This window comes from Mycetocola saprophilus, assembly GCF_000718085.1.
Lineage (GTDB): Bacteria > Actinomycetota > Actinomycetes > Actinomycetales > Microbacteriaceae > Mycetocola > Mycetocola saprophilus.
This window is the reverse complement of sequence record NZ_JOEC01000001.1, coordinates 55,480-79,473: the sequence shown is the minus strand read 5'-3', so window position 1 is coordinate 79,473 and position 23,994 is coordinate 55,480. Positions and strand designations below refer to the sequence as shown.

General features: G+C 66.6%; 20 protein-coding genes. 5 read left to right on the top strand and 15 right to left on the bottom strand.

All coding sequences use genetic code 11. The features are described from left to right. Positions 1 to 3 precede the first annotated feature (3 nt). From IE92_RS0100355 to IE92_RS0100330, 6 genes are all read right to left on the bottom strand, one after another. Positions 4 to 561 (bottom strand): F0F1 ATP synthase subunit B, encoded by a 558-nt coding sequence (locus IE92_RS0100355; RefSeq protein WP_030142890.1) that lies wholly within the window; start codon positions 559 to 561, stop codon positions 4 to 6. 30 nt (positions 562 to 591) lie between these two features. Then, positions 592 to 828 (bottom strand): ATP synthase F0 subunit C, encoded by a 237-nt coding sequence (gene atpE, locus IE92_RS0100350; protein WP_030142889.1) that lies wholly within the window; start codon positions 826 to 828, stop codon positions 592 to 594. A gap of 45 nt (positions 829 to 873) precedes the next feature. After that, on the bottom strand, positions 874 to 1,668 hold the full coding sequence (atpB, locus tag IE92_RS0100345) for a F0F1 ATP synthase subunit A (RefSeq protein ID WP_043321249.1): 795 nt from the start codon (positions 1,666 to 1,668) through the stop codon (positions 874 to 876). Positions 1,669 to 2,043: 375 nt separating this feature from the next. Continuing rightward, positions 2,044 to 2,502, bottom strand: coding sequence for a Cg1360 family ATP-synthase-associated protein (locus IE92_RS0100340; RefSeq protein WP_030142887.1), 459 nt, complete (start codon positions 2,500 to 2,502; stop codon positions 2,044 to 2,046). Continuing rightward, positions 2,499 to 3,779, bottom strand: a complete 1,281-nt coding sequence (locus IE92_RS0100335; protein WP_156027341.1) for an MraY family glycosyltransferase — start codon at positions 3,777 to 3,779, stop codon at positions 2,499 to 2,501. Before IE92_RS0100335 ends, IE92_RS0100340 begins: the two co-directional genes overlap by 4 nt. Further along, positions 3,776 to 4,612 carry an L-threonylcarbamoyladenylate synthase gene (locus IE92_RS0100330; protein ID WP_030142885.1) on the bottom strand — a complete coding sequence of 279 codons (837 nt, stop codon included), beginning with the start codon at positions 4,610 to 4,612 and terminating at the stop codon, positions 3,776 to 3,778. The genes IE92_RS0100335 and IE92_RS0100330 overlap by 4 nt, the downstream gene beginning before the upstream one ends. A gap of 125 nt (positions 4,613 to 4,737) precedes the next feature. On the opposite strand from IE92_RS0100330, the gene IE92_RS0100325 reads away from it, so the two are divergent. Then, on the top strand, positions 4,738 to 5,397 hold the full coding sequence (locus tag IE92_RS0100325; protein ID WP_043321247.1) for a P-loop NTPase family protein: 660 nt from the start codon (positions 4,738 to 4,740) through the stop codon (positions 5,395 to 5,397). Further along, complete coding sequence (locus IE92_RS0100320) at positions 5,397 to 7,379, top strand: YhgE/Pip family protein (RefSeq protein WP_030142883.1); 1,983 nt, start codon at positions 5,397 to 5,399, stop codon at positions 7,377 to 7,379. The genes IE92_RS0100325 and IE92_RS0100320 overlap by 1 nt, the downstream gene beginning before the upstream one ends. Before the next feature lie 53 nt (positions 7,380 to 7,432). Here IE92_RS0100320 and prmC read toward each other — a convergent pair whose 3' ends face one another. After that, entirely contained in the window at positions 7,433 to 8,329 is an 897-nt protein-coding gene (prmC, locus tag IE92_RS0100315; RefSeq protein WP_043321245.1) for a peptide chain release factor N(5)-glutamine methyltransferase, read from the bottom strand. 207 nt (positions 8,330 to 8,536) lie between these two features. On the opposite strand from prmC, the gene cysK reads away from it, so the two are divergent. Continuing rightward, positions 8,537 to 9,475, top strand: coding sequence for a cysteine synthase A (gene cysK, locus IE92_RS0100310; RefSeq protein WP_030142881.1), 939 nt, complete (start codon positions 8,537 to 8,539; stop codon positions 9,473 to 9,475). Between the two features lie 9 nt (positions 9,476 to 9,484). After that, positions 9,485 to 10,048 (top strand): serine O-acetyltransferase EpsC, encoded by a 564-nt coding sequence (gene epsC / locus IE92_RS0100305; protein ID WP_030142880.1) that lies wholly within the window; start codon positions 9,485 to 9,487, stop codon positions 10,046 to 10,048. Between the two features lie 49 nt (positions 10,049 to 10,097). On the opposite strand, the gene IE92_RS17630 is transcribed toward epsC, so the two are convergent. The 8 genes from IE92_RS17630 to IE92_RS0100270 form a co-directional block, all read right to left on the bottom strand. After that, entirely contained in the window at positions 10,098 to 10,802 is a 705-nt protein-coding gene (locus IE92_RS17630; protein ID WP_081863828.1) for a hypothetical protein, read from the bottom strand. A 280-nt stretch (positions 10,803 to 11,082) separates the two neighbouring features. Further along, a complete protein-coding gene (gene prfA, locus IE92_RS0100300; protein ID WP_030142879.1) occupies positions 11,083 to 12,162 on the bottom strand; it encodes a peptide chain release factor 1 in 1,080 nt (359 codons plus the stop codon). A 96-nt stretch (positions 12,163 to 12,258) separates the two neighbouring features. Beyond that, positions 12,259 to 14,508 carry a transcription termination factor Rho gene (gene rho, locus IE92_RS0100295; protein ID WP_030142878.1) on the bottom strand — a complete coding sequence of 750 codons (2,250 nt, stop codon included), beginning with the start codon at positions 14,506 to 14,508 and terminating at the stop codon, positions 12,259 to 12,261. 296 nt (positions 14,509 to 14,804) lie between these two features. Further along, positions 14,805 to 18,266, bottom strand: coding sequence for a DUF7927 domain-containing protein (locus tag IE92_RS0100290; protein WP_030142877.1), 3,462 nt, complete (start codon positions 18,264 to 18,266; stop codon positions 14,805 to 14,807). Between the two features lie 143 nt (positions 18,267 to 18,409). Further along, positions 18,410 to 19,366, bottom strand: coding sequence for a homoserine kinase (gene thrB / locus IE92_RS0100285; RefSeq protein ID WP_245601189.1), 957 nt, complete (start codon positions 19,364 to 19,366; stop codon positions 18,410 to 18,412). Between the two features lie 119 nt (positions 19,367 to 19,485). After that, the gene (locus IE92_RS0100280) at positions 19,486 to 20,802 is read right to left on the bottom strand and encodes a homoserine dehydrogenase (RefSeq protein WP_030142875.1); all 1,317 of its coding nucleotides are present in this window, start codon (positions 20,800 to 20,802) and stop codon (positions 19,486 to 19,488) included. Beyond that, positions 20,799 to 22,217, bottom strand: a complete 1,419-nt coding sequence (gene lysA, locus IE92_RS0100275) for a diaminopimelate decarboxylase (protein ID WP_030142874.1) — start codon at positions 22,215 to 22,217, stop codon at positions 20,799 to 20,801. Before lysA ends, IE92_RS0100280 begins: the two co-directional genes overlap by 4 nt. 145 nt (positions 22,218 to 22,362) lie before the next feature. Then, complete coding sequence (locus IE92_RS0100270; RefSeq protein WP_030142873.1) at positions 22,363 to 23,079, bottom strand: CGNR zinc finger domain-containing protein; 717 nt, start codon at positions 23,077 to 23,079, stop codon at positions 22,363 to 22,365. A gap of 170 nt (positions 23,080 to 23,249) precedes the next feature. On the opposite strand from IE92_RS0100270, the gene deoC reads away from it, so the two are divergent. After that, on the top strand, positions 23,250 to 23,948 hold the full coding sequence (deoC, locus tag IE92_RS0100265; protein WP_043321243.1) for a deoxyribose-phosphate aldolase: 699 nt from the start codon (positions 23,250 to 23,252) through the stop codon (positions 23,946 to 23,948). The last annotated feature ends 46 nt before the right edge of the window (positions 23,949 to 23,994 follow it).

Sequence of the window (23,994 nt, the reverse complement as noted above, 5' to 3'; positions counted from 1 at the left end):
GTGTTAGTTCTTTCCTACGGTCGAGGCCGGAGCGGCCTCGAGGTCGGCGAGGAAGCGGTCGACCAGGCCTGCGGCCTTCTTGTCGTCGCTCAGGCTCTCCCCGATCACGTTGCCAGCCAGGTCCAGGGCCAGGGTTCCCACCTCGGTGCGCAGCGAAACCAGGGCGCTCTGACGCTCTGCCTCGATCTGTGCGTTGGCGGTAGCGGTGATCCGCGACGCCTCGGTGGTTGCCAGGTCACGAGCCTCAGCCACGATCTGCTTGCCATCCTCACGGGCGGCTTCGCGGATTTCTCCAGCCTCCACACGAGCCTCGGCCAGCTGAGCCGTGTACTTCTCCAGTGCTGCCTCGGCCTCACGCTGGGCCTCGTCGGCCTTAGCGATGTTGCCCTCGATAGCAGCCGAACGCTCATCGAGCATCGCCTGCATCTTGGGGAGGAAGACCTTCCAGAACGCAATCAGGATGATGATGAAGCAGACGGACGACCAGAGGATGTCGTACGGGGCAGGAAGCATCGGGTTAGGCGTGGCCTCACCCGAAGCTAAAACTGCTGCATGAAGCATGATGCCTCCTTATTGTCTGCGAGGGGGTGATTAACCCTGGAAGATGAAGTAGGTTGCGATACCGATGAAGGCCAGGGCCTCGGTAAAGGCGATACCAATCCACATCAGAACCTGGAGCTTCGACTGCAGCTCGGGCTGACGTGCGACACCCTCGATGGTCTTACCAACGACGATACCCACACCGATGGCCGGGCCGATAGCAGCGAGACCGTAACCAACGGTTCCGATGTTTCCAGAGATGTCAGCGAGAACGGTAGTTGCGTCCACGAGTGTTTCCTTCCGTGATGGTGAGCAGGCGTTTGCCGTACTCGGTTAGTGTTCGTCCGCTACTGCCAGCTGAATGTAGACAGCAGTCAGCAGCGTGAAGACGTAAGCCTGGAGCACTGCAACCAGGATTTCGAACAGGGTGAAAGCAAAGCCGAATGCCAGGCTTCCGATGCCGAGCAGCGGCCAGAGGCCACCCGCAGCAAAAATGAAGAACTGCGTGGCTGCAAAGAACAGCACCAGCAGAAGGTGACCAACGACCATGTTCATCATCAGTCGAAGGGTCAGGGTGACCGGTCGAATAACGAAGGTCGAGACGAGCTCGATCGGGGTCACAATGATGTAGACCGGCCACGGAACCCCGGCGGGGAACAGCGAGTTCTTGAAGAACTTCTTCGGGCTCTTCTTGATACCGGCATAGATGAAGGTGATGTAAGACACCAGGGCAAGAACCAACGGGACACCGATGACCGAAGTACCGGCGATGTTGAGGAACGGAATGACTCCCGTGATGTTCAGGAACAGAACCATAAAGAAGATGGTTGTGAGGATCGGCAGGAAGCGCTTGGCATCCTTTTTGCCGAGGAGGTCCTCGCCAATGTTGACTCGAACGAGGTCGAGTCCCATCTCGATCAGGCTCTGGAAGCGACCCGGGACGACTCGCATCCGGCGGGTGCCGATCCAGAACAAAATAAGAAGAGCGGCGACAGCGATGAAACGCACCATCATGATGCGGTTGATCGCGAACGGAGTTCCGTCAAAGAGGAAGACCTCAGGGAAGAACTCCATGATGGACGGCGCGTGGAAACCGTCTTCGTTTCCGGTCGGGACCAGCAGGTGCACAGCGTTTACTATCAGCGCTATCTCCTGTTTCGGGCGGGGAGCTCAGCTCTCGCGACGACGAATGTTTGGACGCCCCACCCGGGCACACAGAAAAACTACACACTTCAGGCGGGGAACTTCAGTTAGCCTATCAAATTTTTGCCCCCCATTACGCCCGCAAGCTTGTTAAATCCACCGAATTTCTTGCAGATACGGTGTGGAAAACCACAATCGGCGAGGCGCAGGTGTAAAAGGGGCCCGGCGGCACGCCGATTTCCCCTCGATTTGGCGTGGCGCCGCCTCGTCTTAAAGCACACGGGCCGCGGTATCCCGCGGCCCGGCTCGAAACGTTATCGGTGCCTACACCCGATGGCTGAGGCACGTGTGTGTGGGCACTCAGGAAGCGGGTGCATCATCCGGGTCGACGTACTTGGGCAGCTCGATGTCGCTGACCGCGGGCAGTCGGCCCTTGGCCACGGCCACGCAGTCCACCACCAGGGTTCCGATGACCCCGACGATCAGGCACAGCAGCAGCACGGTCTTGTTGATCCAGTCGGCACCCGAGAGGTTCCAGGCGAGAATCAGGAACAGCACAAACTTGACGATCCAGCCGCCCATCACCACGCCGAAGAAGATCGGCACGTAGAGGTCGGACTTGGAGTAGCGGTTGGCGATCAGGATCGAGGCCACGGTGATGCCCAGGAAGACGGCAGCCATGGCGGTGCCGATCAGCGCCGAAATCACGCCGCGGGAGCCGTCCACCAGCCCGCCGATGACGCCGCCGACGATGGCGATGGCCAGCGCAAGCAGCCCACCCCAGATCAGGCTCTTTTTGAAGATCGGGTTGGCATTCATGCGTGGGGATCCTTTGCTGCGGGGGTCTCGGGGTGTTCGGGGAGGGACGTGCCCTGGGGCGCATGGTTATCGTCCAGGTGCTTGGGACGACGGAAGGGTTCGGGGGCGATCGGCACGCCGGCCTCGCGGGCCTCGCGCACCTCGACGCTGCGATCACGCCAGCGGTTCAGGCGCGGGGCGAAGGTCCACAGGGTGCAGGCGATCACGCCCACGGCGAGGAAGGTCAGCGCGATCCAGCTCGGCGAAATCACAAAGGCGATCAGGCACGAGGCGGAGATCACCGCGGTCCACGCGTAGAAAACCAGCACGGCCTGGAGGTGGCTGTGACCCATGTCCAGCAGGCGGTGATGCAGGTGCTTGCGGTCGGCCGTAAACGGCGAGGTTCCCGCCGCCGTGCGCCTGAAGACCGCCAGGAAGAAGTCCAGCAGCGGCACCACCAGGATCGCCACCGGCAGGATGATCGGGATAAACGCACCGATCAGCTGGCTGCGCCCAAACAGCGCGGTATCCTGGCCGACGCCGAGCGCGGAGGGGTCGATCTGCCCGGTGATGGCCACGGCCGAGGTGGCCATCAGCAGACCCAGCAGCAGCGCCCCGGCATCGCCCATGAACATCTTGGCCGGATGCCAGTTCATCGGCAGGAAGCCCGCGCAGATGCCGACCAGAATCGCCGAGAGCAGCAGCGGCAGGTTGAAGAACGAGGTCTGACCCATCGAGCGCACCAGCAGGTAGCCGTAGATCAGGAATGCACCGTTGGCGATCAGGCCCACGCCGGCCACCAGACCGTCGAGACCGTCGATGAAGTTCACCGCGTTCATGATCAGGACCAGGGTAAACGTGGTCAGCACAAACGATGCCTGGCTGGATCCCACGGTCAGGCCGCCGATGGGCAGCGAGTAGAACTGGACGCCGCTGAACGCGATGATCCCGGCCGCCACAAACTGGGCGGCCAGCTTGATCATCCAGTCCAGGTCGATCAGGTCGTCCAGGACGCCGATGATCACGATCAGTCCGGCCGCCCCCAGGACCGCCCAGAGCTGGCCGGGTGCATCGGCAAAGGTCTGGGCGAGGAAGGGGTTCGTCGACGCGTAGATAAACGCCACGATCACGCCCAGGAACATCGCTACTCCACCCAGGCGCGGGGTGGGTCGGGTGTGAACGTCTCGCTCGCGGATCTCCGGATACAGCCTGTATTTCAAAGCCACCCGATAGACCACCCGGGACAACAGCCAGGTGACCACCGCGGTGATCGCCGCAACGAGAACGTACTGGATCATCCGCCGGCACCGGCTTCGGGTTCGGTGGGCTCGGACGCGGAGCCCTCCTCGGCGTCGGGAGCTGCCGCGGCGGAAGCAGGACTTACGGCGTCGGCGGCGGGGGTCGTGGGCGCGCTGGCGGCGGCCTCGGACGCTGCGACCTCGGTCGCCGCGGCCTCGGTCGCCGCGGCCTCGTCATCCTCGGCCAGCAGGTCGCCCAGAATGCCACGCAGCTGCTCGCGGCTAACGGCACCGTCACGCAGGACGTGCACCTTGCCGCCGGGACCCGACAGGCGTGAGGCATCGATGATGGTCGACGCGGTCTGTCCCACCGGGCCGCCATCGAGGTAAATGTGCACCGAGGTGCCCAGCATCAGCTCGGCGTCGGCGGCGCTGGTCGCCGAGGGCAGGCCGGTGAGGTTCGCCGAGGACACCGCGAGCGGGCCGGTCTCGCGCAGCAGCGCCAGGGCGATCGGGTTATCGGGCATGCGCACGGCGACGGTTCCATGGGTGTCCCCCAGGTCCCAGGCCAGGGACGGCTGCGCGTTCAACACGATCGTGAGTCCGCCGGGCCAGAAGGCGGCGACCAGCTCGGTCACGATCTCCGGCACGCTCTCGGCCAGCGCATGCAGCGTTCCCACATCCGCCACCAGCACGGGCGGCGGCTGCTGACGACCCCGGCCCTTGGCGGCGAGGAGCGCACGCACGGCGGCGGGGGAAAAGGCGTCGGCGGCAACACCGTAGACGGTGTCGGTGGGGATAACCACAAGCTCTCCCCGACCGAGGGAGGATGCGGCAAGCTTCAGGCCGGTATCGAGTTGAGCGCTCTGGGCGCAGTCATAAATGCGGGACATTATGAACAGATTCTATCCCGGGAGACAATCCTGTTCTTCGAATCTGCCCCGAGCCGGGTCAATTTGCATCATGTATGTATAAATGAGCGCAGAATGGAGTGCATACAAAACACAAAGGATCCTGCATGAGAATCGAACTTCGCCAGGTTACTAAGGGGAAGAACGGCTCGGCTCTCCCGGAGACTAGCCTTCAGCTTCAGACCGGCGCCGCCACCTTCGCCCGCGCCGAAACGGAGCAGCGTCCCACCGTTCTGGGACTGATCGCCTCGGGCCGAATGCGCCCGGATAGCGGCACGGTCCTCATCGACGGTCAGGTTGACGCCTCGCGGATTCGCCGCGAGATTGCCCTAGTCGACGCGCCGATCGTCAGCGAACCCGCAGGAAACGTTGCGGTTTCTCAGGTTGTGGCCGAGGAGCTCATGTTCGCCGGTCTCAAGAGCCACCCGATTGCCGTGGCGCGCACCCTGGACGAGATGGGGCTGCGTGACCGATCGAGCACCGACATGGCGGATCTGGCCCCGACCGACCGGATCCGCATGCTGACCGAACTTGCCGCGCGCCGCCCCGAGGTCCGCGGCATCGTTTTGGTCTCCCCCGACCGCCACGGCGGGGATCCCGAAGCCTGGTGGCGGATCGCCCGCGAACTCGCGGCGCGTGATCTGGCGGTGCTGGTCATCGCCGGTGTCGCCGCACACACGGCCATTTCCTCGACCCGCGAAATCGAACCCCTGGCGGACGTGCCCTCGGATTCCGCGACCCTCTTCAACCTGGAAGGCCTCGCCTAATGCTCAAGATAATCGCCATGATCCGTGCCGAGTTCGCTCGGCTCTGGGCCACGCGGATGTCGCGGCTGGCCTTCCTCGCGCTGATGATCGTCCCGCTGCTCTACGGCGGCCTGTACCTCTGGGCCAACCAAAACCCCTATGACCGTCTGGACCGGATCCCGGTGGCCCTGGTGGTCTCGGATACCGGAACCACCCAGAACGGCAAGGAAACCAACTTCGGTCACGATGTGGCCAAGCAGCTGGTTAAGGACGGAACCTTCGCCTGGAAGCAGGTCAGCGCCGCCGAGGCCAAGGCCGGGGTGAAGGACGGCGAGTTCGACTTCTCGCTGACCCTGCCCGAGAAGTTCTCCGAAGACCTGGCCTCCTCGCAGACCGATCAGCCGCGTCAGGCCGAGGTCATCCTGACTACCAACGACGCCAACAGCTACCTGGCCACCACGATCGGAACCCAGGCGGCCAAGACCGTGCAGACCCAGATCGTGGCCACCGTAAACAAGCAGGCGGCGCAGACCTTCCTGGATGCGCTGGCCAAGATCCGCGGCAACCTGGTCGAGGCCGCCGACGGTGGGACCAAGCTCACCGACGGTGCCAAGACCGCCCTGGACGGTGCGAGTGCACTGACCTCGGGGGCCGAGCAGGCGCGTGACGGTGCCGGCCAGCTGGGCACGGGGCTCAACTCACTCCGCGACGGGTCGCAGACCCTCGCCGGCGGGCTGGACACCCTGCGCAACCAGACGGCGTCGCTGCCGGGTCAGTCCCAGCAGCTCGCCGACGGTGCCGCCAAGGTCGCCGCCGGGAACGCCCAGTTTGCCCAGGTGGGTAACGAGCTGGCGCAGGGATCGAGCCAACTTGTGGATCAGATTCCGAAGGTCTCGGAAGAGATTCAGGAGCAGCTTACGAAGGCGGGTGTCCCGCAGGACACCATCAACAGCGTGCTGGCCAACCTCAAGCCCGTCGGCGATGCCGCCAACCAGACCAACACCAAGGTGCAGGCGGCCGTCGGCCAGCTCAACCAGCTCAGCGCGGGTGCCGCCGCGGTGGCCTCGGGCAGCAAGGCCCTGGCCGACGCGACCCCGCAGCTGACCAACGGCATCAACCAGCTGGCCACCGGTGCCGGGACCCTGCGCGATGGTGCCTCGACCGCGGCGACCGCGGCCGGGACCCTGCACCAGGGCCTCGGGACCCTGACCGAAAAGCTCGGCGAGCTCGGCGGCGGCCTCGACACCATTCACGGCGGCCTCGGGACGCTGACCAATGGCCTGAGCGACGGCTTCAAGCAGATCCCCGAGACCACGGTCACCCTGCGCAGCGATCAGGCCACCAATATCTCCAACCCGGTTAACCTGCACTCCAGCGCCGTCACCAGTGCCGGCACCTATGGTGCGGGTCTGGCACCGTTCTTCGTGAGCCTGGCCGCCTGGATCGGCATCTACGCGCTGTTCCTGATCCTGAAGCCCTTCTCGCGTCGGGCGATCACCGCGCTGCACTCCCCGATCAAGATCACCCTCGCCGGGTGGGCGACGCCGGCGATCCTCGGTGCCGTGCAGATGATCGCGCTGTTCGGGATCGTGGCCGGAACCCTGGGCTTCCAGGTGTCGAATCCGGTGGGAGCTTACGGCATGATGGCGCTGGCCTCGGTCACGTTCGCGGCGATCATCCTGGCGCTGAACGTCTGGCTGGGCTCGGTGGGTCAGTTCCTGGGTCTGGTGCTGATGGTGATCCAGCTGGTCACCGCCGGTGGAACCTTCCCCTGGCAAACCCTCCCCGGCCCGCTGGCCTCGCTGCACCACTTCCTGCCGATGTCCTTCGCGGTGGACGGGATGCGCCAGCTGATGTACGGCGGTGACCTGGCCGCGGCCGGAAACGATGCGATCGTGCTGACGCTGATCCTGCTGGGGGCGCTGGTTGTCTCGGCGATCGGCGTGACGCGGATGACGCACTTCCGCACGCTGCGCGACCTCCAGCCCTCTCTGATCGGCTAGGTCCCGGCACACAAAAACGGCATGCCCCGCGGGGCATGCCGTTTTTGTGTGCGTTAGCGCACCGCGGTGGTGACCCGGTCGCGCAGGGTGAAGTCGGGGAAGGTGGCCGGGGCACGCCAGCCGTCGGCGGCGAGGATCGCACGGATCGCCTCGCCCTGCAGCTCACCGTGCTCGAGGATCAGGGTGCCGCCCGGACGCACCAGGTCGAGGCCGCGGCGGGAGATCGTGCGCACCAGGTCCAGGCCGTCCTCCCCTCCATAGAGCGCGGTGGGCGGGTCGTACTCCCGCACCTCGATATCGCGTGGGATTGCCCGCGCCGGAATATACGGCGGATTGGAGATCAGCACGGCTACCGATCCATGCAGTTCGGTGAATGCCTCGGCCATGTCCCCCAGGGTCAGGGTCGCGTTCTCGGCCCCGATCTTCTCGAAGTTGCGGGCGGCCCAGGCGTGGGCCGCGGGAATCTTCTCCAGCGCAAACACCCGGGCATTGGGCACCTCGGTGGCCATGGCCAGGGCGATGGCCCCCGAGCCGGTGCCCAGGTCGATCGCGATGGGTTCGACATCGGGCAGGATCCGCAACGCGTCGATCGCGTACTGCACCACCTGCTCGGTCTCCGGCCGCGGCACAAACACGCCCGGTCCCACCAGCAGCTCCATCGAGCGGAACGGCGCGGTCCCCAGGATGTGCTGCAGCGGCTCACGTAACACACGCCGGGCAACCAGGGGTTCGAGGGTTTCGGCATCCTCGGGGGTGAGGGTGCGGTCCAGGATGATCGCACTCTGGATCTCCCCGCGGCCGGCTTCCAGCACGTGCCCCAGCAGGAGTTCCGCGTCAATGCGGGCATCGGCGATCCCCGCGGCGGCGAGTCTGGCCTCAATCTGGTCGCGCACAAGACCCAGCGGGCTCGGCGTGGCGGCGGATTCGGCGGGATGTTGGGTCTCGGTCACGGCTGTTTTTACCCCTGTCGGAACGGTGCCCTGCATGCGCACGGCGTAATAAACCCTATCCGAATGACATGAGCCTCGCGGCGGCACGCTGATCGCAATAGGCTGGTTCCGCACGGCTCTGCCCATCGAAAACCGGCGGGCAGATTCTCGCGCACAGGCACGGCCCGCACTACCCAGCTGACCCCCACATGGTAAGGACACCCACCCGTGAACGCATACATCCACGAGGACATCACCTCGACCTTCGGTAACACCCCCCTGGTTCGGATCAACCGCCTCGCCGACGAGTCGCACGCCACGGTCCTCGCCAAGCTTGAGTTCTTCAATCCCGGTTCCTCGGTTAAGGACCGTCTGGCCATCGCGATCATCGACGCCGCCGAGGCCTCGGGAGACCTGCAGCCCGGCGGCACCATCGTCGAGGGCACCTCGGGTAACACCGGCATCGGCCTGGCCCTGGTGGGTGCCGCTCGCGGCTACAAGGTGGTGCTGAGCATGCCCTCCTCGATGAGTGTCGAGCGTCGCGCACTGCTGCGCGCCTTTGGTGCCGAGCTGGTCCTGACCGATCCCGCCGCCGGCATGCGTGGCGCCGTGGAGAAGGCCGCCGAGATCGTCGCCGAGACCCCGGGGGCGATCCTCGCCGAGCAGTTCGCCAATGCGGCCAACGTGCAGATTCACCGCGAGACAACCGCCGAGGAAATCTGGCGCGACACCGAGGGTGAGGTCGACATCTTCGTGGCCGGCGTGGGCACCGGCGGCACCGTGACCGGCGTGGGTCAGCGTCTCAAGGAGCTCAAGCCCGAGGTCAAGATCGTGGCCGTGGAGCCGATCGACTCCCCCATCCTCAACGGTGGCAAGCCCGGCCCGCACAAGATTCAGGGCATCGGTGCCAACTTCGTGCCGCCGGTCCTCGACACCGAGGTGTACGACGAGGTCATCGACGTGTCCTTCGAGGACTCGCTGGACACCGCTCGGGACCTCGCATCCCAGGAGGGTATCCTGGCGGGTATCTCCTCGGGTGCGATCCTGTGGGCCGCTCTCCAGCTGGCCGCACGTCCCGAGAACGCCGACAAGACCATCGTGGCCGTGGTTCCCGACACCGGTGAGCGCTACATCTCCACCGCGCTCTGGGCGGGCCTGGCCGAGTAAGGACCGATCATCAGCACCACCTCCGGTTTCTTCGCGCGCCTGCGCGAGGACCTGCGCACCGCGCGCACCCACGATCCCGCGGCCCGATCCTCATTCGAGGTCGGTTTGCTGTACTCGGGGGTGCACGCGGTGTGGGGGCATCGGCTCAGCCATGCCCTGTGGCGACGCGGTTTCAAGCTGCCCGCCCGGCTAAACTCGCAGATCGTCAGGTTCCTGACCGGGATCGAGATTCACCCGGGCGCGCAGCTCGGCCGCCGCTTTTTCATCGATCACGGAATGGGCGTGGTGATCGGGGAAACCGCGGTGGTGGGCGATGACGTGCTCATCTATCACGGCGTGACCCTGGGCGGGAAGTCGCTGGCCAAGGGCAAGCGTCACCCCACCATCGGTGATGGAGTGACCATCGGTGCCGGCGCCAAGATCCTGGGCCCGATCACCATCGGCCCGCGCAGCGCGGTGGGGGCCAATGCGGTGGTCACCAAGGACGCCCCCTCGGACTCGCTCCTGGTGGGTGTGCCGGCGAAGGTGCGCAAGATCGTCACTGATCCGGTGACTCCCGAGTACTTCATCTAGCCCACGCAGAACGGCCCCGGAATCCTGAGATTCCGGGGCCGTTTGGTGTCTAATCTCGTATCGAGGTAGGCGACTCCGGCCTGCTGTCAAGAACCGCTGCGACAGCCGAGGTGCGCAGCACATAATGATGTGCCCGAGGTGACACTGCCCGCAGGCAGTCCATCATTCCGCCGTGAATAGCGCGAAGATCCAATGTCGACGAAATCAGTGATTCATGGTGAGCGATTCTATTTCTCAACCGGTTTGACGCTTCGATCTGCGTATTTATAGTCGTCCGTGATGTGCCCGGCGGGAATGCATGGTGCAGGTATGGCACCCACACCGATTTTTCCATCGCATTGGTGGTGAGTTGACGCCAAAACCCGAAGGACAGCGCAGCGATCACCTTTCCTGCGGTTGCACGCCCAAAACCGCAGCGCCGGATCGCATCGTCCACGCTTTTACGGGTGAGTGAGTTGACGTCGGTGCCACGTTTCATACCGCCGATGTCTCGAGTTCGCCAGATGGGCATGACCGCGGGAGATTCAGGATGGAGGAGCCAGTGAGTGTGGTGAGGCCAGTGTGCGGTAATCGCGGCATCGTACGCGTTACGAAGTGCGATCTCAAAGTGCGCAAGATCGCGCATAAGAACCTGACTCGCCGTCAGGTTCCATTCGTAGAGCTCAAGGGCTCGGGCACGATCGCCCTCGCAGGCATCAACGTATCGCTGGAAACGAGCGGCTCCCAGCCACGAATCAATCCACCGATCAGACATGTGGAAATTATGGCAAGAACAGAGCCCCGGCGACATGGTTTACAACCAGCGGTCCACACGGGGCTTACGTTTTCAAGGTTACGGGGGCCGATGCGTGTTCGCAAGCGGTCATAGCGGACACTTCTCACGAGGCTCAGGTATGGCTCGATCGCCGTTTTGTTGGCGTCATGACGGTCGGGTCATGTTCGCACACAACATGAATTACTGTCCGCTCCTCAAGCGAGGTGCAAAAACGGCCCCGGAATCCTGAGATTCCGGGGCCATTGTGCTGTGGGTGAGACTAACCCTTGTCGCCGATCTCGGCCAGACGAGCTTCCTCGTCGGCGGAGATCGCCGACTGGATGATGGGCTCCATGGCACCGTTCATGACCGCGTCCAGGTTGTACGCCTTGTAGCCGGTGCGGTGGTCGGCCACGCGGTTCTCCGGGAAGTTGTACGTACGGATGCGCTCCGAGCGATCCATGGTGCGGATCTGGCTCTTGCGGGCATCCGAGGCGGCGGCGTCGATCTGCTCCTGCTGGTGGGCCAGCAGGCGGGCACGCAGCACGCGCATACCGGCCTCGCGGTTCTGCAGCTGCGACTTCTCGTTCTGCATGGCCACGGTGATACCGGTGGGCAGGTGGGTGATGCGCACGGCGGAGTCGGTGGTGTTCACCGACTGGCCACCGGGGCCCGAGGAGCGGTAAACGTCGATCTTCAGGTCGTTCTGGTTGATCTCGACCTCTTCGGGCTCATCCACCTCGGGGAACACCAGCACGCCGGTGGTCGAGGTGTGGATGCGTCCCTGCGACTCGGTGGCCGGCACACGCTGCACGCGGTGCACACCACCCTCGTACTTGAGGTGAGCCCAGACCCCCTGCGAGGGATCGGTGGCGTTCGACTTGATGGCCACCTGAACGTTCTTGTATCCGCCCAGATCGCTGTGGTCGGCCTCGAGCATCTCGGTCTTCCAGCCCTTGGACTCCGCGTAGTACATGTACATGCGCAGCAGGTCGGCGGCGAACAGAGCCGACTCGGCCCCACCCTCGCCACCCTTGATCTCCATGATGACGTCGCGGGCGTCGTCGGGGTCGCGCGGGATCAGCAGACGGCGCAGCTTCTCCTGGTTCTCGGCGAGTCCCTCCTCGATCGCGGGGATCTCGGCGGCGAACTCGTCGTCCTCCTTCGCCATTTCGCGGGCGGCTTCCAGGTCTTCCTGGGACTGCAGCCAGCGGGTGTGCGCGGCGATGATCTTGCTCAGCTCGGCGTAGCGACGGTTGATCTTCTTCGAGCGTGCCGGGTCCTGGTGGACGGCCGGATCGGCGAGCTGCTCCTGCAGATCGGCGTGCTCGGCGATCAGTGTGTGCACTGATTCAAACATGTGATTCCTTATCTCAAAACTGTTTTCGGGGAAAAAGCCCGAACCCGCTGCCCGCGGCAGTGACCTGCCGGCGAGAAACGGGTTCGAGGAAAACAGCTAGCGGTGGTCGTGACCGTTACCCGAGGTGGGTGCCGGCATCGACTTCTGCATCTGTACGAGGAACTCGACGTTGCTGGAGGTCTCCTTCAGCTTACCGAGTACAACCTCAAGCGCCTGCTGCGGGTCCAGACCGGCGAGGGCCCGACGCAGCTTCCAGGTGACCTTGACCTCGTCGTTGCCGAGCAGCATCTCCTCGCGGCGGGTCGAGGAGGCGTTGACGTCCACGGCCGGGAAGATGCGCTTATCGGCGAGCTGACGGCTCAGGCGCAGCTCGGAGTTCCCGGTGCCCTTGAACTCCTCGAAGATAACCTCGTCGGCCTTCGACCCGGTCTCGACCAGGGCGGTGGCGAGGATGGTCAGCGAGCCACCGTTTTCGATGTTGCGGGCGGCACCGAAGAAGCGCTTGGGCGGGTACAGGGCCGCGGCGTCCACGCCACCGGAGAGCACGCGGCCCGAGGTGGGGGCGGCCAGGTTGTAGGCGCGGCCCAGACGGGTGATCGAGTCCAGCAGCACCACGACATCGGTGCCCAGCTCCACCAGGCGCTTGGCGCGCTCGATCGCGAGCTCGGCGACGGTGATGTGATCCTCGGCCGGGCGGTCGAAGGTCGAGGCGATGACCTCGCCGCTCACGGTGCGCTGCATGTCGGTGACCTCTTCGGGACGCTCATCCACCAGGACCACCATCAGGTGGGTCTCGGGGTTGTTGGTCGCGATGGCGTTGGCGATCTGCTGCAGCACGATGGTCTTACCGGCCTTGGGCGGGGCAACGATCAGGCCGCGCTGGCCCTTACCGATCGGGGCAACCAGGTCGATGATGCGCTGGGTCAGCTTGCCCTGCTCGGTCTCCATGCGCAGGCGCTCCTGCGGGTAGAGCGGGGTCAGCTCGCCGAAGTCGACGCGGGTTGCGGCGTCTTCCACGGACAGGCCGTTGATCGAGTCCACCTTGACGATGGCGTTGTACTTCTGGCGGGCGTTCTGCTCGCCCTCGCGGGGCTGACGGATGGATCCGACCACCGCGTCACCCTTGCGCAGGTTGTACTTCTTAACCTGGCCCAGCGAGACGTAGACGTCATTGGTGCCGGGCAGGTAGCCCGAGGTACGCACGAAGGCGTAGTTGTCCAGGACGTCGAGGATACCGGCGATGGGCAGCAGGACATCGTCCTCGGCCAGCTCGATCTCGCCGTCCTCGTTTACGCCGCGACGCTTGCGGTCACGGTAGCGACCGCGACCGCGGCCGCCCTCGTCCTCGGAGTTCTGGGTGCGCTCGGCGGGGCCGTTGTTGTTGCCACGCTCGCCACGGTTGTTGTCGTTCTGAGCGCGCTCGTTGCGGTTGCCCTCACCCTGACCGTTGTTTGCGCGGTCGTTGTTTGCGCGGTCGTTCTGGCTGCGGTCGTTCTGGGTACGCTCGCCCTGGGTACGCTCGTTCTGGCCTCGGCCGTTCTGACGCGGCTCGGCGGCGTCCTCCGACTTGGTCTCGGCCTGCTCGGCGCGCTCCACGTTGTTGCGACCACGGCCACGACCACGGCCGCGGGTGTTGCGGGGCTGCTCGGTCGCCTGCTCGGCACCCTCGGTGCTCTCCTCGGCGGCCGCCTCGGCCGGCTCGGTGCTCTCGGTGGCGTCCGCGTTCTCGGTGGTGTTGCCCTGACCGCGGCCACGACCACGACCGCGACCGCGACGGTTTCCACGGGGTGCCTCGGCGGTTTCGGACTCACCGTTCTCGGCGGCGGGCTCGGCGGCCTCGGCGGTGCCGTCCGCGGCGGGGGTGCTCGGGATCAGCGGGGCGCCGTCGTGGTTGACGTGGCCTCGGGCCGAAACCGGCGCGGCGTCCTCGGCGGGTGCCTCGGTGGCGGCCACCGGCTCGGCGGCGACGGTACCGGTGCTGACGCGGCGCGATCCGCGCTTGCGGACCACGGGCGCGGCGGCCGGGGCGGCGACGGCGTCGGAAGCGGCGGGTGCCTCGGAAACGGCAGTCTCGGAAACGGCAGTCTCGGAATCGGCAGTCTCGGAATCGGCGGCACCGGCCGCAGGCGACGTCGCCTCGGCGGGTGAAGAATCGGTGTTGGATGCGCCGGCACCGGCGGGGGCCTCGGCGGCGCGAGCCGCCACGATGGCCTCGACCAGGGCGCTCTTGCGCAGCTTGGAGGATCCTACGACGCCGTGTTCGGCGGCGAGCGCCTGCAGCTGGGCCACCTTGAGGGTGGACAGAGCATCATTGGCGATTTCGTAGGTGTTTTCGGTGTTACTCACGGAGGGTTCCTTCCCCTATACCCGGGCGTGGGCCACGGGCTGAAATGCTCATCGCGGCATGGGAAACGCGGGATACGAGACCCGACCCGATCCGGAGGCGTAATGCTCGGTACGGGGGCACAGAAGCGATGGCGTTGATGTGCAAAATTGACCCGCCCGGCCAGAGTTACCGCCGCGATTCATACAGCGTTCGAGACGGTGTTGCCGTGTGGGATTACGCCCAGACTAGCACCTCACGTGCTTCCAACGCGAGAGAAACCCCGCGGGCCGTGGTGGCCCGCGGGGTTTCTCCTCGTTTACAGGTCTCGGGATCGCGCCCCGGAATTCCGGCGTGCGACGAGGGCCCCCAGTCCCAGCAGCACCAGAATCAGCGCCAGGATGCCACCCGAAATGGGTGGGTGGGCCCCCGTCTCACCGAGCGATTCCCCGGGACTCGGGGCTCCGGGATCGGTCGGTCCCGGGGTCCCCGGACCGGTCGGACCGGTACTCGGGCCCGGAGTACCCGGCTCGGTCGGCCCGGTAGACGGTCCGGTTGAGGGCCCGGTCGACGGCCCTGTCGAGGGCTCGGGGGTGGGCTCCACGTCCGGGTCCACCGGCACCCGGTGCTCGACCGGCGTCGAACCGATCATGCCGGTCGTGGCGTTTTCCCCCTCCGCCTCGGCGGTGTTGAGAACCGCCCCCGCCTCCACATCCGCGGCGGAGATCACATAGGGTTCCACGCTCACACAGCGCAGGGAGGCGCCGCGCTCCAGGGTGTTCGCCGGGCACTCAATCGCGATGCCGGCCGCGGCGAGCTTGGGATCGAGGACCCGAAGCTCCTCCAGCCGGGTATCACCGGTGTTGATCAGCGTGAAGGCATACCAGACATGGTCCCCGGCATCCACGCGACCGTTCGCGTTCACATCCTCGATGCCCGCGGGGATCTCCCCCACCGCCGCGTGATCCGGGTCCAGCGTCTTGGTGAGCGCGAGCCCCGGTTCGGCCACCATCACGGGTACCGAGACGGTTGCCGCATCCGAGCTCAGGGGTGCCCCGTGCGCGGGAATGCCGCGGGCGGTGGCGCGGTTGAGCACCGATCCCGCGGCCACATCGGCCGCCTGGACCTCGTAACCGGACAGCGTGGCACAGGTCGTGGAGTTCCCCGGACGCAGCCGCACGGTGTCACAGGTCACGCCGACCCCCTGCTCCTGCACCAGCGGGTCGATGATCCGAATCTGCTCGATCGTGGTCGCGCCGGTGTTGGTCACGGTGAAGGTGAACGGCAGCAGGTCGCCCAGGCTGATCGTGCCGCTTCCGTCGAGGTCCTCATAGTCCCCCGCGAAGGTTTTGGTGAGCGCCAGCCCCGGCACAAAGTGCACGGTGCAGCCCAGGTTTCCCTCGACACAGACGGCCGGGCGATCCTCCCCCGCCCGCAGCAGGAAGTTGGCCACAACCCCGTCCCCCGTGCCGGTTCCGATGGTCACCGGATACGACACCGTGACCCGCGCTCCCGGTGCCACCGACCCCTGGAGGCTCAGCCGTCGGGTCGCCGCATCCCACACCGGGGTCAGGTCGGCATCGGCCGGGGTGATGGTGAGGTCGTTGACCCAGAATCCGGTGAGGTCCGCGTCATCGGCCACGCCGGTCAGATCGTCGACGTGGTTGATCGCCTCGGTGTTTTGCCCGTTATTGGTAAAGCTCAGCGTGTAGTCGATGCGGTCCCCGGGGACCACCGCGGTTTCCCGCACCGGGGAACTGGACTTCTCGATCGCCAGCCCATCCACCAGGTGCTCGGTCCAGCCACACCCGGGAAGGCTGCCGTTGGGCGCCACCGGACACTCCTCGGGGAAGAGCGGCGGGGTCTCCTCGGGATGCGTGAAGGCCACGTTGAGCAGCGTGCCGTCACCGCCCTGATCCAGCGGCTTCACCGTGGCCGGATAGGTCAGCGCGATCGACGTGCTCATCGGGATCCGCAGCCCGGTCCAGCTCCACTGCGGCTCGTCCGCCCGGGTACTGGTGGTGTTGCTGGCGTCGCCGGGCAGCTCGGCCGAGGACGTCCAGGCCAGGGCCCCCAGGTTGACGTCGGCGTCATCCGTGAGACCCGTTACGGTGTCGCTGAGCCGACCGTTCCAGAACGTGGCCGGCTGGCTGATCTGCTCGGGATGCGGGTAGGCGACCGCGCTCGCGGTCACCGTGTAGATAATGGTCTCGCCCGGTGCCACCACCGCACCCGAGGCGGGCTCGGAGGCCTTGGCGAGGGCGACCCCGGGAATGTCCATGGTCACCACGGGGGCACCGGGCTGGGTCAGGTCAAAGTGTTCAAACGCCCAGGTGTCGATCGAGCGGTTATTGCCCCAGGACCCGCCGTTTGTGGTGCTGGATGCGCTCCCATTCATGTCCTTACAGCCGGTGGCCGACCAGCCGCGTACGCCGCCGCTGGAATCCACCCCCTCGGCGGGCGAGCGCAGCGGCGATGGCTGGGTGCCACACTTGATCAGGGCCTGGCGGTCCCACTCGCGCAGGGTCACCGGCTCATCGTTCCAGTGGATGATCGAGGATCCGCTGCTCTGCAGCCCGTTCAGCCGGGTCACACTCATGCCCCCGGAAAGAATCTCCACGTCGCCCAGCAGGAAGTGCGATTCGCCAAGCTTTTCGATCCCCACCCTGAAGGCGATCGGCGTGCTGGTGGGGATGTCGGCTCCGGAGGCATCGCGGCCGTCAAACCTGAAGGTTCCCTTTCCTGCGTATACCGCGGCCTGGGTCACGATATCGTTGCGCCCATCGAAGACGCCGTCGGCGTCGGTATCGATCAGGATCTCCACGTTGCCCTCGAACCCGGTCGCGGTGAAGGAGAACTCCCCCGCGCGCGATCCCGGTGCATCCGGTACAAAGCTATCCACGGTGAGGGCGGGCTTTTCCAGCGGCACGTTGAGCCAGGTGGATCCGCCGCCGGGCAGACTCACGGTGCGCGGCAGGCCGTCCAGATTGGGTTTGCCAAAGAAAATTTTGTCGGGTGCCGCACCACACTGTGGCTTCCAGGCGACCGGCCCAAACTCGGGTTTGGGATTGTTGGCACCGGAGGCGAGCGAGTGATAGATCGACGTGCAGGTGGTGCCGTTCACGTTGCCAAACGCGGAGGCCTGGAATGCGGAGGTGATGCCCCTCAGCCCGCGGTATTCCACCTCATACGTGTAGCCGAACTCGGTCTGCACCCACATCGGGTACGAGGCAGTGGTGGAGGAGTCGGTGAGGTCAAAGCGCTCGCTCCAGGTGCGGCCGGGCACGGTGGAGGATCCGCGCAGCGGGTTCACCTGCCAGGTCACCACGTTGCGGCCGTGATTATTGGGGTGGGATCCACGTAGGGGCTCGAGGGCTGCGACCCACACGCCGGCCTCGGTTTGAACCGGGCTCTGCCAGTCGCAGCGCTTCCCGGAGCTTGTGGTGTCCGAGCATTCCCACGCCTTGGTCCCGTCGGGCGCGTACACAACCCATTTGGTATAGAGATCGCCGCCGTTGGCCCCGGTGTTTGTGCGGAAGGCCGAACGCAGCTGGAAGCTCTCCCCCGGGCTGACGTAGCTGTACCAGCGCTGCGGGATCTGCACCGTGGTGCCCTCGACCCCGGATTCGGCGGAGGCGGGCGGTGCACCCGCGGCATCCAGCACATAGCCCCCGGCGACCACCAGGATCAGCGCAAGCGCCCCGGCGATCCACGAGCGGGGACGCCTGCGCGCCACGATCCGTGCATCTCGAACACCGCGTGCGCGCTTCTTCGCCACCATAGCCACCCGTTCCCCTTGGTGAGCGTCACACTATCGGGGTTATCGGGCGGATGGCTAGGGTTCGGACACAGTGCAAAGCAATTGATATCAAAAACGCCGAATGGCGGCCCCCAAAGGAGGGCCGCCATATCGAATTCCGCTGTTTAGACCGCCGCGAGCGGGGCCACGCTGGCCCCCTGCACGTCCACCGCGAGCGAGTGGATCTGCCACGGCACGCTCGCCTGCTCGAACACAAACGCGGCGGCGGCGGTGCGGTCACCGGTGCCGTCGGCGAGGACCAGGATCGAGGGCCCGGCACCCGACACCACGGCCGGGAAGTCCTGCTCGCGCAGCGCGGTGACCAGCTCATGGGTCGCGGGCATCGCCGAGGCACGGTAGTTCTGGTGCAGACGGTCCTCGGTGGCGTCCCACAGCAGGTCGGGGCTCTGGGTCAGCGCGGCGATCAGCAGGGCCGAACGCGAAACGTTGAAGACCGCGTCCTCATGCGGCACCTGGGCGGGCTGCAGACCACGGGCCACCTTGGTGGAGAGGGTGTGCTCGGGCACCAGGACCAGCGGGGAGACGCCGCGGTGCACCGCGAGCTTCTTGTGCTTGGGACCGGCGGGGGTTTCCCAGGCGATGGTCAGTCCGCCAAATAGGGCCGGGGCCACGTTGTCCGGGTGGCCCTCGATCTCGGTGGCGATGCGCAGCAGGTCCTCGTCGGAGAACTCGAAAATTCCCTCGAGCAGACCCTTGGCGGCCATGATTCCGGCGACAACGGCGGCCCCCGAGGAGCCCATGCCGCGGCCGTGCGGGATCGTGTTATGCGCGACGATGTTCACGCCGGGAACCGGCTGCCCTACGGCAGTGAACGCATAGGCCATCGAGGTCACCACCAGGTTGGTGTCGTCGGTGGGGACGGTCCCCTCGCCCACGCCGTGGATGTCCACAAACGCGCCGGGCTCCTCCCGCACGGTCACCTCGATCTCGTCGTACACGCTGAGCGCGAGTCCCAGGGTGTCAAACCCCGGGCCGAGGTTGGCGGAGGTTGCGGGGACGCGAACACGAACGCCGCGGCCGAGCAGGGTCGCGACGTTCTCGGGCATGTCCGAGGGGCTCATTCCTTACCAGTCCTAACACCGAGCGGGGCTCGGGATCCTGACCACCGGTGTGGTCGTGTTGATGATGATGCACGGTGACGAGGCGGCACGGCCGCCTCGTCACCACGGGTGTAGAGGGGTTACTCACCCTCGAAGCGCAGGACGCTGACCACGGTGCGCACGGCCTCGTGGGAGCGCAGCTCGGAAACGGTGTTCTGTACCGCGTCCTCGCGCGAGGTGTGGGTGCCGATCACGAGCATCGCGGTGCGCTCCTCGGAATCGTCGGCGGCCTCGGCGGCCGACTGCACCACGGTCTCGACCGAGACGCCGGCCTCGGCCAGGATCCCGGCGATCTGGGCAAGCACGCCGGGGCGATCGCTCACCCGCAGGGCAATCTGGTAGCGGGCACGCACCTCGCCGATCGGGATCAGCGGGAGCTTGGCGGTGGCGCCATCGGTCAGTCCCGGACCGCCGGCCACGTGGCGACGGGCGGCGGAGACCAGGTCTCCCAGCACCGCGGAGGCAGTCTGCACGCCACCGGCACCGGCGCCGTAGAACATCAGCGGTCCGGCCGCGGCGGCCTCCACGAAGACCGCGTTGTTGCCGCCGTGCACCGAGGCGAGCGGGTGTTCCTTGGGGATCAGCGCCGGGTAGACGCGGGTCGAGATACCCTCGCCGTGCTCGCCGGTCACGCGCTCGGCGATGGCCAGCAGCTTGATCGTGGCACCGGCGGCGGACGCATCGGCGATCTGCTCGGCGGTGATGTCGGCGATGCCCTCGCGGTAGACGGCCTCGGCGGGCACATCGGCGTGGAAGGCCAGGCGGGCGAGGATCGCTGCCTTCTGGGCGGCATCGTAGCCGTCCACGTCCAGCGTCGGGTCGGCCTCGAGGAAGCCCAGCTCGAACGCGGTCTTCTGGGCCTGCTCCATGGTGTCGCCGAAGCGGTCCATGCGGTCGAGGATGAAGTTGGTGGAGCCGTTGACGATCGCCAGGATGCGGTTGACGCGGTCGCCGGCGAGGCTCTCGCGCAGCGGACGCAGGATCGGGATGGCACCGGCCACGGCGGCCTCATAGGAGATCAGCGCGCCCACCCGGGCGGCCGCCTCAAACAGCTCGGGACCGTGGGCGGCAATCAGCGCCTTGTTTCCGGTGACCACGTCGGCCCCGGCGGCGATGGCCTCGAGGATCAGGGTGCGGGCCGGTTCGATGCCGCCGATCAGCTCGATCACCACGTCGGCGCGCTGCACCAGCTCGTGGGCGTCGGTGGTCAGCAGCTCGGCCGGGATGTCCCAGTCGCGGGCCGAGTCCAGGCTGCGCACACCCACACCCACCAGGTCCAGGGTGATGCCCGCGCGGGCGGCGAGCTCCTCCCGGTCCTCGGTCAGCAGTCGTGCCACCTGCGATCCCACCGAGCCTGCGCCCAGCAGCGCGACGCGCAGGGTCCGAAGTTCACTCACTTTTTGTCCAATCCGGCATCGCGAGCCAGTAGTTCGGTTTCGGTCTCGCCGCGCACCAGCAGACGTGATTCACCGTTCAGCACGGCGACCACGGCGGGACGGCCGAGGAAGTTGTAGTTGCTGGCGAGCGACCAGCAGTAGGCACCGGTCGCGGGGACGGCGATGCGATCGCCCGGGACCACGTCCGCGGGCAGATACTCGTTGTACACCACGATGTCGCCGGACTCGCAGTGCTTTCCAGCCACCCGGGAGAGTGCGGGTGCGGCATCGGAGACGCGGTTGGTCATCCGGGCCGAGTACTGAGCTTCGTAGAGTGCGGGCCGAGCGTTGTCGCTCATACCGCCGTCCACGGACAGGTAGCGCCGGATCGCGGTGCCACCCTCGGGAAGCGCCACCGAAACATCCTTGGTGGTGCCAACCTCGTACAGACTCATCGTAGTGGGTCCGGAGATGTAGCGGCCCGGCTCGAAGGCCAGCACCGGCACGGCGATGCCCAGGCGGACGGCCTCGGTGGCCACCTGGTCGGCGATGTCGGCGGCGATGGTTTCGATCTCGGCCGGGTCGTCGGCCCGGGTGTAGGCGATCCCGAATCCACCGCCGAGGTTCAGCTCGGGGATGTCACCGCCGGCCAGCAGGTCGCGGTGGAGCTCCAGCAGGCGTGCGGCGGATTCGCCGAAGCCGGCCGACCCGAAGATCTGCGAGCCGATGTGGCAGTGCAGGCCGAGGAAGTTCAGTTCGGCACGGGCACGAATCTTCGCCACCGCGTCGGGGGCATCGGCCCGGGTGATGCCGAACTTCTGGTCCTCATGGGAGGTGGCCAGGAAGTCGTGGGTGTCGGCGTGCACGCCGGAGTTGACCCGCAGACGCACGTTCTGCACCACGCCGTGGCGGGCGGCGGCATCGGCGACGCGCTCGATCTCCTGCAGGCTGTCGAGCACGATCGCGCCGATTCCCACACCCACGGCGCGGTCGATTTCGGCCAGCGACTTGTTATTGCCGTGCAGACCCAGACGCGCGGCGGGGATACCCGCGGCGAGCGCCAGGGCGAGTTCTCCCCCGCTGCACACGTCGACGTAGAGGCCCTCCTCGGCCACCCAGCGGGCGATATCCGCGCTGAGGAACGACTTGGCCGCGTAGTACACCTTGGCGCTGGTGCCGATGCGGGCAGCCTCGGTGTCGAAGGCAGCGCGGGCGCGGGCGGCCCGGCCGCGGAAGTCTGCCTCGTCGATAACGTACAGGGGGCTGCCGTAGGTTGCCGCCAGCTCATCCACGGGGATTCCGGCCAGGCTCAGGCGACCGTCGGACTCGCGCGTGGTGTTGGCCGGCCAGAGTCCGGGTGCCAGGTCGTTGGGGTCGGCGGGGATCTCGAGCCAGGCGGGGGCGAGATCGGCGGAGTCGAGGGAATGAGCGGCCACGGCGGAACCAATCTGGGTCGTGGGGGTAGCGCGGGCTACCCGGGGCGGAGTCCGACCAGTCTAACCGGGCGGCACCTGCCCATTTTCCCAGAATCCGTATGCCGCACGGTGCACATGTTTCCTCCAGCGTCGGCCCGGGGAATCCCTAGTTACCGCTCCCCGATTCGGTGCTCTCGGCACGTTCGCGTTTGCGGGCACGGGAGGCCCGCAGATTGGCGACGTTTCCACACACCAGGGCGTCATGCCACACTCCGCTGGAGTTGCGGGATCGATCATAGAACGCCACCCCGCACTCGGGGTTTCGGCACACCTTGAGTCGAGGCCAGGTGCCCTCCAGCTGGGAGCGATATGCCCGCAGCAGCACTTCGGCGAGCGCGGCATCCCAGCCGGTGCCCGCAGGGGTGGGGGCGACCGTGCCGTCGGGACGGAGGCCGAGGGTGATCGTGGCGGGTGGGAATCCGGCGGGCGCCGGTGCCGGGTCGGCGGAGGCACCGACGACGGGGTCACCGTGCGGGTAAGAATCGGCCTCCTCTGCGGCAACCGCGCTCTCGGTCAGCGCGGCGCGCAGCGCGTCCCGAAGCTCTCGGAGCCTCGCCGGATCCCCTAGCGCATGTCCTAATGAATCCCCCGACGCTTCGCCGAGTGCGTCTCCCCGCGCATCCTCCGGTGCCCCTTTCGGCGACACCGCGAGCCCCGTGGCGGCTCCCCCGCGTTCGACCCACCAACTCGCGGCCGAGTGCGCGGTGGCCAGCAGGTCGGGTTTGCCGGAACGACCGTTGGCAAACGTGTTGAGCAGGTCCTGGACGGCTCCCGCATCATCCGGTCCGGTAACAACGCCGTAGCGCTCGCTCGTGGTTCCCATGGGTTCAGGGTAACCCCCGACAGTGGTGTTTCCCTAACGATTCTGTCCACTGGGATGGGGGCGCGTCTCCGCGGATATCGATTGGGTGTCCGCGCGGTCGGCGCGGCGGCGAACGAGGCCCGCCCGAGTAGGCTGGAACCATCACATCCCCTATTTCGAAGGCGAGTACCGTGACCGAGTCAAACTCCCCCCTGACCACCGCCGAACTGGCGCAGTTCATTGACCACACCCTGCTGGCACCCACCGCGACCACCGCGGATGTCGCCGCAACCATCGCCGAGGCCGCCCGCCTGGGCACCAAGGCCGTATGCCTGTCCCCCTCGGTGCTGCCGGTGCAGATGCCCGAGGGCGTGGACCTGAGCCTCGCCGTGGTCGTAGGCTTCCCCAGCGGAAAGCACCACTCCTCGATCAAGGCCGCCGAGGCAGCTCTGGCCGCGAGCGAGGGAGTGGACGAGGTCGACATGGTGATCGATATCGGTGCCGCCATCGAGGGCCGCTACGCCGATGTCGAGGCCGACATTCGCGCCGTCCGCGAGGCAGCTCCGGCCCCCGTGCTGCTCAAGGTCATCATCGAGTCGGCAACCCTGTCGGATGAGGCCATCGTCGCGGTCTGCGAGGCTTCCGAGCGCGCCGGTGCCGACTTCGTGAAGACCTCGACCGGCTTCCACCCGGCCGGCGGCGCCTCGGTGCACGCGGTCTCGCTGATGGCGAAGACCGTGGGCGGACGCCTGGGCGTCAAGGCCTCCGGTGGCGTGCGCACCCGCGAGCAGGCCGAGGCCATGATCGCCGCCGGTGCCACCCGCCTGGGTGTCTCGGGCAGCGCCGCCCTGCTGGCCGACTCGGCCACCGAGGGCCCCGCGGGCTACTAACGCTCATTCGCAATGGGGGCACCGCCGGTTTCCGGCGGTGCCCCCA